This is a genomic window from Streptomyces sp. SCSIO ZS0520 (genome assembly GCF_025643355.1).
GTDB lineage: Bacteria > Actinomycetota > Actinomycetes > Streptomycetales > Streptomycetaceae > Streptomyces > Streptomyces physcomitrii.
Window position 1 is genome coordinate 7,455,961 of the sequence record NZ_CP092644.1, and the last position, 12,900, is coordinate 7,468,860.

The following is a 12,900-nucleotide window of genomic DNA, read 5'->3' on the forward strand; positions in this document are numbered from 1 at the left end:
GATGACGTCTCGGCTCGACCCGCTCCTGCGGCCGCTGCCACGCACCGTCCACCCCGGTGCGTGGTGGCTGTGGGCGCTCGCCATGGCCTCCTGCGCCAGCCGCACCACCAACCCGCTGCTGCTGATCATGATCCTCGCGGTCTGCGGCTATGTGGTGGTGCGGCGGCGCAGCGACGCCCCCTGGGCGCTCGCCTTCCGGATGTACCTGCTCCTCGGCGCGTTCGTCGTCACCCTGCGGGTGGCCTTCCGGATCGTCTTCGGCGGCGGCCAGGGCTCGATCGTCCTCTTCACGCTGCCGCAGATCCCGCTGCCCGAATGGGCCGCGGGTATCCGCCTGTTCGGGCCGGTCGCCGCGGAGCAACTGCTCGGCGGCGCCTACGACGGACTGCGCCTGGCCACCATGCTGGTCTGCGTCGGCGCCGCCAACGCCCTCGCCAACCCCAAGCGCATGCTCAAGGCCCTGCCGGGCGCGCTCTACGAGATCGGCACCGCCGTGGTCGTCGCGCTCTCCGTCGCCCCGCAGCTGGTCGAGAGCGTGCAGCGGGTGCGGCGGGCCCGCAGGCTGCGCGCGGGCGGCCAGACGGGTGCCCGCGCCCTGCGCGGCATCCTCATCCCGGTCCTGGAGGACGCGGTGAACCGCTCTCTCGCCCTCGCCGCCGCGATGGCCTCGCACGGCTACGGGCGCACCGGCCGGATCTCGCCCCGCACCCGGCTGCTCACCGGCTTCCTCGTCCTCACCGGACTCCTCGGCGTCTGCGCGGGCCTGTACGGAGTGATGGACGCCTCCACCCCGCGCTACCTGGGCGCCCCGATGCTGCTCGCCGGGCTCGCCGTCGCCACCACCGGCTTCCTGATCGGCGGCCGCAGGCTGCGGCGCACCCGCTACCGGCCGGACCGCTGGCGCCCCGGCGAGGCGGCCGTCGTCCTCTCCGGGCTGAGCGCGGCCACCCTGCTGTACCTCACCACCAAGGTCGACGCGGCCGATCTCTACCCCTCCCTCACCCCGCTCACCTGGCCCGAGATCGGGACGCTGCCCGCGCTCGGCATCCTGCTCGGCGCGCTGCCCGCCTGGCTCGCCCCGCCGCCGGTGCTCGAACAGGGCGCGTACGAAGAGGAGTCGACCTCAACCCGTACCGGCGCCGGGGAGCACGGGCGCACCGCCATCACGAAGGAGCCGGCCGCATGATCCAGTTCGAGCAGGTGACCTTCACCTACCCGGGGGCGGCCGAGCCCGCGCTGCGCGAGGTGGACCTCGACCTCGGCGAGGGGGAACTCGTCCTGGTCACCGGGCGCACCGGCGTCGGCAAGTCCACCCTGCTCGGCGCCGTCAACGGACTGGTGCCCCGCTTCACCGGCGGGCATCTGCGCGGCCGGGTCGCCGTGGCCGGGCAGGACACCGCCCACTTCCCGCCGCAGGAGTTCGCCCACCTGGTCGGCGTCGTCGGACAGGACCCGCTCGCCGGTTTCGTGACCGACACCGTCGAGGACGAACTCGCCTACGGAATGGAGCAGTTGGGCCTCGCCTCGGAGGCGATGCGCAAACGCGTCGAGGAGACGCTCGACCTGCTCGGCATCGCGGAGCTGCGCCGCCGCGCCCTCAGCACCCTCTCCGGCGGCCAGCAGCAGCGCGTCGCCCTCGGCTCGGTGCTCACCGCCCACCCCAAGGTCCTCGTCCTGGACGAACCGACCTCCGCCCTCGACCCCACCGCCGCCGAGGACGTACTCGCCGCGATCATCCGCCTGGTCCACGACCTCGGTACGACGGTCCTGGTGGCCGAGCACCGCGTGGAGCGGGTGGTGCAGTACGCGGACCGGCTGCTGCACCTGCCCGGCGACGGCACCGTACGCGACGGGGCGCCCGCCGCACTGCTCACCGACAGCGATGTGGCCCCGCCGGTGGTGCGCCTCGGGCGGCTCGCGGGCTGGCAGCCGCTGCCGCTCTCGGTGCGCGACGCCCGCCGCAGGGCCGGGGAACTGCGGGAGCGCCTGGCCGGACACGCCCCGCCCGCGAGCGCCCCGGGCGGCGGCGCGGTGGGCCTGGCCGCGCGGCGCCTGACCGTCACCTACGGCGCCACGGTCGCGGTCTCCCAGGTCGACCTCGATCTGCACCGCGGCGAGGTGCTGGCCCTGATGGGCCGCAACGGCTCCGGAAAGTCCTCTCTGCTGTGGGCACTTCAGGGTTCCGGGCCGCGCAGGTCCGGCACCGTCGACGTCTCCGGCACCGACCCCGGCAAGGTCCCGGCCCGCCGCGCCCGCGCCCTGGTGGGCCTCGTCCCGCAGACCGCGAGCGATCTGCTCTACCTGGAGACCGTGGACGCCGAGTGCGCGCAGAGCGACACCGAGTCCGGCACCCCCGAGGGCACCTGCCGCGCCCTGCTCGACTCCCTCGCGCACGGCATCCCGGGCGGGCGCCACCCCCGCGACCTCTCCGAGGGCCAGAAGCTCGCCCTGGTCCTCGCCGTACAGCTGTCCTCGGCGCCCGGAGTCGTCCTGCTCGACGAGCCGACCCGCGGCCTCGACTACCACGCCAAGGCCCGGTTCACCGAAGTGGTACGGGAGTTGGCGGCGCAGGGGTCCGCGGTGGTGGTGGCCACCCATGACGTGGAGTTCGTGGCCGGGGCGGCGGACCGGGTGGCGGTGATGGCCGAGGGCGAGATCGTCGCGGACGGCCCCACCGCCCGGGTCGTCGTCTCCTCGCCCGCCTTCGCCCCGCAGATCGCCAAGGTGCTGGCCCCGCAGGAGTGGCTCACGGTGGAGCAGATCGCCGGGGCCCTGGCGGAGGAGGAGGGGGTCCCGGCATGACCGACCTGCTGAAGCCGGAGCCCGAGGGCGCGGGCGAGCCTCCTGCCGTCGGGGGTGCGGGGAAGTCCCCTGCCGCCGGGGGTGCGGGCGAGTCCCCTGCCGCCGGGGGTGCGGGCAAGTCCCCTGCTGCCGAGAGTGCGGGCAAGTCCCCTGTCATCGACGGCATGAGCGAGTCCCGTACCGGAGAGGGCACGAGCAAGTCCCGTACCGCGGAAGGTGCGGGAGGTTCCCGTACCGGAAGGGAAGCCGGGCCCGCCCCCGCCCTGCGCCGCTCGGTGATCCGTATCCGGCCGCGGACCTGGCTGGTGCTGCTGCTCGCGAGCCTCGCCGGACTGGCCATGTTCTTCTGGCCGTTGTTCGCGCCGCCGCAGCCCGCGGCCATGGCGCACTCCACGGAGGCGCCGCTGCTCTTCATCGTGGCGATGCCGGTCCTGCTCGCCGTGGTGCTCGCCGAGATGTCCTCCGGCGGCATCGACCCCAAGGTGCTCGCGCTGCTCGGGGTGCTCTCCGCGGTCAACGCCGGTCTGCGGCCGCTGGGCGCCGGCACCGCGGGCATCGAGACCGTGTTCTTCCTGCTCGTGCTCGCCGGACGCGTCTTCGGGCCGGGCTTCGGCTTCGTGCTCGGCGCGGTCTCGCTCTTCGCCTCGGCGCTGCTCACCGCCGGGGTCGGGCCCTGGCTGCCCTTCCAGATGGTGTCCTCGGCGTGGATCGGCCTGGGCGCGGGGCTGCTGCCGCGCCGCGTCACCGGGCGGGCGGAGATCGCGATGCTCGCCGCCTACGGGGTGTTCGCCGCGTACTTCTTCGGCTTCATCATGAACATGTGGTTCTGGCCCTTCACCGCCGGGATCGACACCCAGCTCTCCTTCGACCCCGGTGCCTCGGTCCCGGAGAATCTGCACACCTTCCTGATCTTCACCCTCACCACCTCCACCTTCGGCTGGGACACCGGCCGCGCCCTCACCAATCTGATCGCCATCCTGCTCACCGGCCCCGCCGTGCTCGCCGTCCTGCGCCGCGCCTCCCGCCGGGCGGCCTTCGACGCGCCGGTCACCTTCAGCGCCGCGGCGAAGCGGTAGCGGCCCTGGGGGCGTTCACTCGGGAATGTTCGGAATCGGCAGCGGCCGTTCAGGTCTCATCTCCGCTGTCCGGTAAGAGATGTGACGGCACGTCAGCAGCCCAGTGAGGTGTGTCGGTCCGGGGCCCTCCGGATCCGCCCGCGGAGGTCAGCTCTCCGGCCCGGATGCCTGCTCCTGGACCGGATACGGCACGAAGGTGCTGCTGTTCTCGTCGACGGCCAGGCGGCGGTCCAGGGGCGGGACCGCGCGCTGCGGGCAGTCCAGGCGTTCGCAGATGCGGCAGCCCATGCCGATGGGGGTGGCCGCGGCGGCGTTGTCGAGGTCGAGGCCGTCGGAGTAGACCAGCCGCGAGGCGTGCCGGATCTCGCAGCCGAGGCCGATCGCGAAGGTCTTGCGCGGCTCGCCCCAGCCGCCGCGGTGCCGGGTGACCGCCCGCGCGGTCCACAGATAGCGCTGGCCGTCGGGCATCGAGGCCACCTGGACGTGGATGCGCCCGGGTGCCGCGAAGGCCTCGTAGACGTTCCAGAGCGGGCAGGTGCCGCCCGCCCGGGAGAAGTGGAAGTCGGTGGCGGACTGGCGCTTGGAGAGGTTGCCCGCGCGGTCCACCCGGACGAAGGAGAAGGGCACCCCGCGCAGCCGGGGCCGCTGCAGGGTGCTCAGCCGGTGGCAGACCGTCTCGTAGCCGAGGCCGAAGTCGTCGGTGAGCCGCTCCACGTCGTAGCGGCACTCCTCGGCGGCGCGGTGGAAGCGGGCGTACGGCAGGATCACCGCGGCGGCGAAGTAGTTGGCGATGCCGATCCGCGCCAGCGGCCAGGCGGTCGAGCCCTCCTCGAAGTCCTCGGAGGCGAGCCGCGACAGCTCCTCGCCGTACTCCAGGAGCGCCAGCTGGGTGGCCATCCGGAAGGCGCGCTGCCCGGGCCGCAGGCGGCTGGACAGGTGCAGGACCCGGCTCGCCGCGTCGTAGTGGTGCAGCCGGTCGGAGTCGGCGGCCAGGTGCACCCCGTGCCGCTCGGCCAGCCGGTCGGCGAGCACCCGCACCACCTCGCCGCGGCGGATGCCGATCTCCCGGGCCAGCTCCTCGGCGGCGAGATCCGTCTCGTGGAGGTAGTTCTGGCGCCGGTAGAAGAACTCGCGGATCTCCTCGTGCGGGGACCGCGGCTGCAGGGCCGGGTCCCGGCGGCCCTCGGCGCCGTCGGAGAGCTGCTCCGCCAGGCTCTGGTTGCGCCGCCCCAGGTCGACGAGGACGGCGGCGACGGCGGGCAGCCGGGAGGCGAGGTCGGCGAGGTCGGAGGCGGAGACCCGGGCCGCGGACACCTCCGCCGCCAGCGCGTCGCGCAGATCGGCCACCAGCCTGCTGGTGTCGCGCTCGGAGAAGAAGCCCGGGTCGACGCCGAAGACCTCGGTCAGGCGCAGCAGCACCGGCACGGTCAGCGGACGCGAGTCGTGCTCCATCTGGTTCAGGTAGCTGGGCGAGATCGCCAGCATGCGCGCCAGCTCGGCCTGGGTCAGCCGCCGCTCCTCGCGCAGCCTGCGCAGCCGGGGCCCGGCATAGGTCTTGCTCACAGCTCTCTCCTGGCGCTGACGGCTCCTCGCGTACGAGCGGTCCGCCGCCCGTACGGACACCGCGGGCGCGGCGGGTGCGGCCGCGGGCGGCATGGGCAGCACCCTACGCGCCACCGGCCGCCCCCGGTCGTTCGCAATCTTGGCAAAGCGGCGCCGGAAGACTGGCAGAACTTGGCATCCGTCCCTGCTTGATGGCACTCAGTGCCAATGTCAGAGTTCTGGCAGCGGGCCGCCGGACACCGGGCGGCCGAAGCGGGACACCGGGCGCGATTCCTGCCCTGACGTCGGAGACACCGGCTGTTCCGTACGGAAGTCCGCGCAGCATTGCTCACCGTTGATCGCGCGTGGCGTCCGGCGGCCCGCCCCTACCGGAGAAGAGGTCCCGCCCGGGATCCCGGTCGGCACGGCATCGAGTGCCATCTCTTCGCACAGTTCACCAGATCTCTGCGGTCGCGCACCGGCAGATTTCCTCCGACCCTCAGGAGACGGTCATGGCTCAGTCAGGCAGCACGGCACAGGAGCTGGCACAGCGGTGGGCCGAGGACCCCCGCTGGAAGGGCATCGAGCGCACCTACAGCGCCGAGGACGTGGTCCGGCTCTCCGGCAGCGTGCGCGAGGAGCACACCCTCGCCCGGCGCGGCGCCGAGCGGCTGTGGCGCCAGCTCCACGAGCGCGACTACCTCCACGCGCTCGGCGCCCTCACCGGCGGCCAGGCCGTGCAGCAGGTCAAGGCCGGGCTCCAGGCCATCTACCTCTCCGGCTGGCAGGTCGCCGCCGACGCCAACCTCGCCGGGCACACCTACCCGGACCAGAGCCTCTACCCGGCCAACTCGGTGCCCCAGGTGGTCCGCAGGATCAACAACGCCCTGCTGCGCGCCGACCAGATCGCCACCGCCGAGGGCGGCGAGGACACCACCGACTGGCTCGCGCCGATCGTCGCCGACGCCGAGGCCGGATTCGGCGGCCCGCTGAACGCCTTCGAGCTGACCAAGGCCATGATCGCCGCGGGCGCCGCGGGCATCCACTACGAGGACCAGCTCGCCTCCGAGAAGAAGTGCGGCCACCTCGGCGGCAAGGTCCTGGTCCCCACCGGCCAGCACATCCGCACCCTCAACGCGGCCCGCCTCGCCGCCGACATCGCCGAGGTGCCCACCGTCGTCGTGGCCCGCACCGACGCCCTCGCCGCCAATCTGCTGACCAGCGACGTGGACGAGCGGGACGCCGAGTTCGTGACCGGCGAGCGCACCGCCGAGGGCTTCTACCGGGTGCGGAACGGCATGAAGCCGGTGATCGCCCGCGGCCTCGCCTACGCCCCGTACGCCGATCTGATCTGGGTGGAGACCGGCACCCCCGACCTCGCCCAGGCCCGCGAGTTCGCGGAGGCGATCCACGCGCGGTACCCGGACCAGATGCTGGCCTACAACTGCTCGCCCTCCTTCAACTGGAAGGCCGCCCTGGACGACGACCAGATCGCCAAGTTCCAGCGCGAACTCGGCGCCATGGGCTACAAGTTCCAGTTCATCACCCTGGCCGGCTTCCACTCCCTGAACCACGGCATGTTCGACCTGGCGCGCGGCTACGCCGACCAGGGCATGACCGCCTATGTGGACCTCCAGGAGCGGGAGTTCGCCGCGCAGCAGCACGGCTTCACCGCGGTCAGGCACCAACGCGAGGTCGGCACCGGCTACTTCGACCTGGTCTCCACCGCCGTCAACCCGGCCTCCTCCACCACCGCGCTGAGCGGCTCCACCGAGGAAGAGCAGTTCCACTAGGCCGGGTCCGGCCGCACATCCCCTCCCCGCGGCGGCAGTTCGGCGCCACCGCCGCCCCCGTACCGGTGAGGACCGGACGCACGTCCCCGTCCGGTCCTCACCCGGCCCGCCGCCCCGGCTCGCTTCCGCGCCCGCCCCCGCCCACCCCTGAGGCCTTCCTTCCGCCTAGGAGATCCGCATGTCCACCACCGCTGTCACACACCGCGTCGAGGTGCTCGGCACACCGGGCGAACGGTACGACGAGATCCTCACCCCCGAGGCCCTGGACTTCCTGGGCCGTCTCGACCAGGGTTTCTCCTCCCGCCGCTTCGACCTGCTCGCCGAGCGCCGCCGCCGCGGCGAGCGCCTCGCCTCGGGAGCCGCCCTCGACTTCTCCCGCGCCACCCCGGCCGTGCGCGAGGACCCCGACTGGCGGGTGGCACCGGCCGCCCCCGGACTGGTCGACCGGCGCGTCGAGATCACCGGCCCGCCCGACCGCCGGATGGCGGTCAACGCCCTCAACTCCGGGGCCAGGGTGTGGATGGCCGACTTCGAGGACGCCACCTCGCCGACCTGGCAGAACATCATCGGCGGCCAGCTCACCCTGCTCGACGCCATCGAGCGCCGGATCGACTTCACCACCCCCGAGGGCAAGGAGTACCGCCTCGGCGAGAACGTGGCCACGCTGGTGGTCCGGCCGCGCGGCTGGCACCTGGTCGAGAAGCACCTCGTCGTCGACGGACGCCCGCTGTCCGCCTCGCTCGTCGACTTCGGGCTCTACTTCTTCCACTGCGCCCAGCGGCAGATCGACGCCGGACACGGCCCGTACTTCTACCTGCCGAAGCTGGAGAACCACTACGAGGCCCGGCTGTGGAACGACGTCTTCCTGCTGGCCCAGGAGCTGCTCGGCATCCCGCGCGGCACCGTCCGCGCCACCGTGCTCATCGAGACGGTCACCGCCGCCTTCGAGATGGAGGAGATCCTCTACGAGCTGCGCGAGCACTCCGCCGGGCTCAACGCGGGCCGCTGGGACTACCTCTTCAGCCTGATCAAGAACTTCGCGCACCGGCCCGACTTCGTCCTGCCCGACCGGGCCAAGGTCACCATGACCGCGCCCTTCCTGCGCGCCTACACCGAACTCCTGGTCCGCACCTGCCACAAGCGCGGCGCCCACGCCATCGGCGGCATGGCCGCCCAGGTGCCCGGCAAGGACGCCGCGGCCAACGACTCCGCCTTCGCCAAGGTCCGCCTCGACAAGGAACGCGAGGCCGAGGACGGCTTCGACGGCTCCTGGGTCGCCCATCCGGGCCTGGTGCCGCTGTGCCGCGAGGTCTTCGACGGGGTGCTCGGCGAGCGCCCCCACCAGGTGGAGCGCACCCGCGACGACGTCGAGGTCACCGCCGCCGAACTGCTCGCCGTGCGCAAGGTCAGCGGCCCGCCCACCGACGAGGGCATCCGCGCCGACATCGCCGTCTCGCTGCGCTACTTCGACGCCTGGCTGCGCGGCCGGGGCGCCGTCGCCCTCTACGGGCTGATGGAGGACGCCGCCACCGCGGAGATCGCCCGGGTGCAGATCTGGCAGTGGGTGCGCCACGGCGCCGTCTCCCGGGAGAGCGTCGAACGCCTCCTGGACGAGGAGCTGACCGCGCTGGGCGCCGAATACCCCTGGGCCCGGGTCGAGGAAGTCCGGGAGATCTTCGAACGCACCGCGCTGGCACGGGAGTTGCCCGCCTTCTTCACCTCCGACGCCTACGCCCGCCACCTGGTCGGCCGCCCCGGGACGCCGTCGTGAGCCCCGCGGCGGGGATCCCCGTCCGCCGGGTCGGTGTGGTCGGCGGCGGACAGATGGGCGCCGGGATCGCCGAGGTCTGCGCCCGCGCGGGACTCGACACCCTGGTCGCGGAGACCGACGCCTTCGCCGCCGGGGCCGCCCGCGAGCGGGTGGCGGCCTCCCTGGAGCGGGCGGTGCAGCGCGGCAGGCTGGACCGGCTCTCCGCCGAGGACGCGCTCTCCCGTATCCGCTTCGCCGCGGGCTTGGACGAGATGGCCGACCGGCAGCTCGTCGTCGAGGCCGCGATCGAGAACACCGAGGCGAAGACGGAGATCTTCCGCACCCTCGACAAGATCGTGGCGGACCCGCGGGCCGTCCTCGCCACCAACACCTCCTCGATCCCGGTCATGCGGCTCGGGATGGCGACCGGCCGCGCCGACCGCGTCCTCGGACTGCACTTCTTCAACCCGGTACCGGCCCTGCCGCTGGTCGAGGTCGTCCCCTCGCTGCACACCGCGCGCGAGGCGGTCGAGACCGCCGAGGACTTCGCCACCCGCCTCCTCGGCAAGACGGTCGTACGCTCCAGGGACCGCGCCGGATTCGTGGTCAACGCCCTCCTGGTGCCGTATCTGCTCTCGGCGGTGCGGATGGCCGAGTCCGGCTTCGCCACCGCCGCCGACATCGACGCCGGGATGGAACTGGGCTGCGCCCACCCGATGGGGCCGCTGAGACTCGCCGACCTGATCGGCCTGGACACCCTCGCCGCCATCGCCGAATCCCTCTACGGGGAGTTCCGGGAACCGCTGTACGCCCCGCCGCCGCTGCTCCAGCGGATGGTGGAGGCCGGACACCTCGGCCGCAAATCGGGCCAGGGTTTCCACCAGTACCACCAGGGGTGAGGGTCCCTGGGCGGTGCCGGGGTCCGAGGAGTGCCCCGGTCGCTGTGGAGACGGGGCGCGGCACGGATGACTGAGCCGTGCCGCGCCCCGTCGGCGTCCCGCAGGCGCCCGCTCCCGCGCCGCTCGTTCGCGTCCCTTGAGGCCACGGGGTAGACATGGGGGTATGGCCCGACTCAGGGGCCGACCCTGGAAGCAGTCCGGCCACTCGGGCGAGGGCCCACGCCCGAGTCGCGGCCGCCGGGGCCGGCAGCGCCGCGGCCCCCGTCCGCCGTGGCCGCGGCGGCTCTGGGACGCCGCGCGGGGCCGCAGCGTCGCCAGCCAGATGTTCGTCCTGCAGGCGCTGATCGTGCTCGTCCTGGTCGTGGTGGCCGTGGTGGCGATGCTGATCCAGGCGCGGGACGACCGCTTCCAGGCCGCCCGGGACCGCTCCCTCGCCGCCGCCGAGGCCTTCGCCCACTCGCCCGGACTCGTCGAGACCCTGCGCGGACCCGACCCGAGCGCACAGCTGCAGCCGCGCACCGAGGCCGCCCGGATGCTCGGCGGGGTCGACTTCATCGTGGTGATGAACCGCGAGGGCATCCGCTACACCCACCCCCGCCCCGAACTCATCGGCAAGCGCTTCGTCGGCACCATCGAGCCCTCGCTGTCCGGCCGGATCACCGTCGAACGGGTCTCCGGCCCGCTCGGCCAGGAGGTCCAGGTCGTCGTCCCGGTCACCGACGCCCGCGGCAAGATCGTCGCCCTGGTCTCGGCCGGCGTCCGGGTCAGCGAGGTCAGCAGCGCCTTCGAGCGGCAACTGCCCGTCGTCCTCGGCGTGAGCGCCGCCGCCCTCGTCCTCGCCACCGCGGGCACCGCCCTGGTCACCAGACGCCTGCGGCGGCAGACCCACGGCCTCGGCCCCAGCGAGATGACCCGGATGTACGAGCACCACGACGCGGTGCTGCACTCGGTGCGCGAGGGCGTCCTCATCGTCAGCGGCGACGGCCGGGTGCTGCTCGCCAACGACGAGGCCCGCCGCCTCCTCGGCCTGCCCAAGGACTCCGAGGGCGCCCGCGTCGCGGATCTCGGCCTCGACCCGCGCATCGCCGAGCTGCTCGCCTCCCGCCGCGCCGCCACCGACGAGGTGGTCCCCGTGCAGGACCTCCTGCTCGCGGTGAACAACCGGCCCACCGACCGGGCCGGGGGACCCCCGGGCAGTGTGGCCACCCTGCGCGACTCCACCGAACTGCGCGCCCTCGCCGGAAAGGCCGAGGCCGCCCAGGGGCGCCTGAGGCTGCTGTACGAGGCGAGCGTGCGGGTCGGCACCACCCTGGACGTGCAGCGCACCGCGGACGAGCTGACCCAGGTGTCCGTGCCCGGCTTCGCCGACACCGCCACGGTCGACCTCGCCGAGGCGGTGCTGCGCGGGGAGGAGCCGCGCCCGGTCACCGGCCAGGAGGCGCCCCAGCTGCGCCGCATCAGCCTGACCGGGGCGCACGGCACGCACCCGCTGTACCGGCCCGGCGACCTGGTCACCTTCGCCGCGCCGACCCCGCAGGCCACCGGCTTCACCGGCGGGGAGCCCGTACTCGTCAGGGACATGCGGACCTCGGACGGCTGGCGCACCCAGGGCGCCGAGCGCTCGCAGGACGTGCTCGACCACGGCTACCGGTCGATGATCACCGTGCCGCTGAAGGCGCGGGGCGTGCTGATGGGCATCGTCAACTACTGGCGCACCGAGGAGGGCGAGCCCTTCGAGGAGGAGGACCTCTCACTCGCCGAGGAGCTCGCCGCCCGCGCCGCGGTCTGCATCGACAACGCGCGCCGCTTCACCCGCGAGCACGAGATGGCGGTCACCCTCCAGCGCAGCCTGCTGCCCCGCGCCCTGCCCGAGCAGAACGCCCTCGACATCGCCTACCGCTATCTGCCGGCCCAGTCCGGGGTCGGCGGCGACTGGTTCGACGTGATCCCGCTGCCGGGGGCCCGGGTCGCGCTCGTGGTCGGCGACGTCGTCGGGCACGGCATGCACGCCGCCGCCACCATGGGGCGGCTGCGCACGGCGGTGCAGAACTTCTCCTCGCTCGACCTGCCGCCGGACGAACTCCTCGGCCACCTCGACGAACTCATCGCCCGCATCGACCAGGAGAACACCGCCGCCGGCACCGAGGCCGCCCTCGCGGGCGCCACCTGCGTCTACGCGATCTACGACCCGGCCTCCGGCCTGTGCCAGCTGGCCCGCGCCGGGCACCCGATGCCCGCGGTGGTGCGACCGGACGGCAGCGTCGACTTCCCCGACATCCCGGTGGGCCCGCCGCTCGGCGTCGGCAACCTGCCCTTCGAGGCGGCCGAACTCCACCTGCCCGAGGGCAGCAGCCTGGTCCTGTACACCGACGGGCTCATCGAGGACCGCAGCCGCGACATCGACGTCGGCATGGAGATGCTGCGGACCGCGCTCTCCCGGCCGGGGCTGAGCCCCGAGGACTCCTGCGAGGCGGTGCTGCGGGCCCTGCTGCCGGCCCGCCCCGGCGACGACATCGCCCTGCTCGTCGCCCGCACCCGGGTCCTCGCCGCCGACCAGGCCGTCAGCTGGCAGGTGCCGCCGGAACCGGCCGCGGTCGCGGGCGCCCGCGCCGAGCTGGCCCGGCACCTCGTGGACTGGGGCCTGGGCGACGCCGTGTTCACCGCCGAGCTGATCCTCAGCGAACTGATCACCAACGGCATCCGCTACGCCTCCGGGCCGATCGGCATCCGCCTGCTCCGCGACCGGAGCCTGATCTGCGAGGTCTCCGACACCAGCAGCACCTCGCCGCATCTGCGCTCGGCCGCCGCCGAGGACGAGGGCGGCCGGGGCCTGTTCCTGATCAGCCAGCTCGCCGAGCGCTGGGGCACCCGCTACACCCCCGAGGGCAAGGTCATCTGGGCCGAACTGCCGCTGTCCTGAGCGCGGCGGGCGGCGCCGCGCGGGGGCACCGCGGGCGCCGGAAGGGGCGCTCACCGCAATGGACCCTTCCGGATCGCGGCACGGCGTGGCGGCGAGTACCCAGGAAGGTGCGCCGCGT

At 73.6% G+C, this 12,900-nt stretch carries 8 protein-coding genes; 7 read left to right on the plus strand and 1 reads right to left on the minus strand.

Annotated features, from left to right (window positions below):
* Position 1 precedes the first annotated feature (1 nt).
* The 3 genes from MID12_RS30535 (at position 2) to MID12_RS30545 (ending at position 3,878) form a co-directional block, all read left to right on the plus strand.
* Complete coding sequence (locus tag MID12_RS30535) at positions 2-1,186, plus strand: CbiQ family ECF transporter T component (protein ID WP_263172327.1); 1,185 nt, start codon at positions 2-4, stop codon at positions 1,184-1,186.
* Positions 1,183-2,802, plus strand: a complete 1,620-nt coding sequence (locus tag MID12_RS30540) for an ABC transporter ATP-binding protein (protein ID WP_263172328.1) — start codon at positions 1,183-1,185, stop codon at positions 2,800-2,802. Before MID12_RS30535 ends, MID12_RS30540 begins: the two co-directional genes overlap by 4 nt.
* 164 nt (positions 2,803-2,966) lie before the next feature.
* Complete coding sequence (locus tag MID12_RS30545) at positions 2,967-3,878, plus strand: ECF transporter S component (RefSeq protein ID WP_411577086.1); 912 nt, start codon at positions 2,967-2,969, stop codon at positions 3,876-3,878.
* A gap of 147 nt (positions 3,879-4,025) precedes the next feature.
* On the opposite strand, the gene MID12_RS30550 is transcribed toward MID12_RS30545, so the two are convergent.
* Positions 4,026-5,441, minus strand: a complete 1,416-nt coding sequence (locus tag MID12_RS30550; RefSeq protein WP_263172331.1) for a short-chain fatty acyl-CoA regulator family protein — start codon at positions 5,439-5,441, stop codon at positions 4,026-4,028.
* A gap of 491 nt (positions 5,442-5,932) precedes the next feature.
* On the opposite strand from MID12_RS30550, the gene aceA reads away from it, so the two are divergent.
* The 4 genes from aceA to MID12_RS30570 all read left to right on the plus strand — a co-directional run bounded on the left by aceA (position 5,933) and on the right by MID12_RS30570 (position 12,782).
* Positions 5,933-7,213 carry an isocitrate lyase gene (aceA, locus tag MID12_RS30555; protein ID WP_263172333.1) on the plus strand — a complete coding sequence of 427 codons (1,281 nt, stop codon included), beginning with the start codon at positions 5,933-5,935 and terminating at the stop codon, positions 7,211-7,213.
* 178 nt (positions 7,214-7,391) lie between these two features.
* The gene (gene aceB, locus MID12_RS30560) at positions 7,392-8,984 is read left to right on the plus strand and encodes a malate synthase A (protein ID WP_263172335.1); all 1,593 of its coding nucleotides are present in this window, start codon (positions 7,392-7,394) and stop codon (positions 8,982-8,984) included.
* Positions 8,981-9,862, plus strand: coding sequence for a 3-hydroxybutyryl-CoA dehydrogenase (locus MID12_RS30565; RefSeq protein ID WP_263172336.1), 882 nt, complete (start codon positions 8,981-8,983; stop codon positions 9,860-9,862). Before aceB ends, MID12_RS30565 begins: the two co-directional genes overlap by 4 nt.
* Positions 9,863-10,184: 322 nt before the next feature.
* Positions 10,185-12,782 (plus strand): SpoIIE family protein phosphatase, encoded by a 2,598-nt coding sequence (locus MID12_RS30570; protein WP_263172338.1) that lies wholly within the window; start codon positions 10,185-10,187, stop codon positions 12,780-12,782.
* Positions 12,783-12,900: the final 118 nt, after the last annotated feature.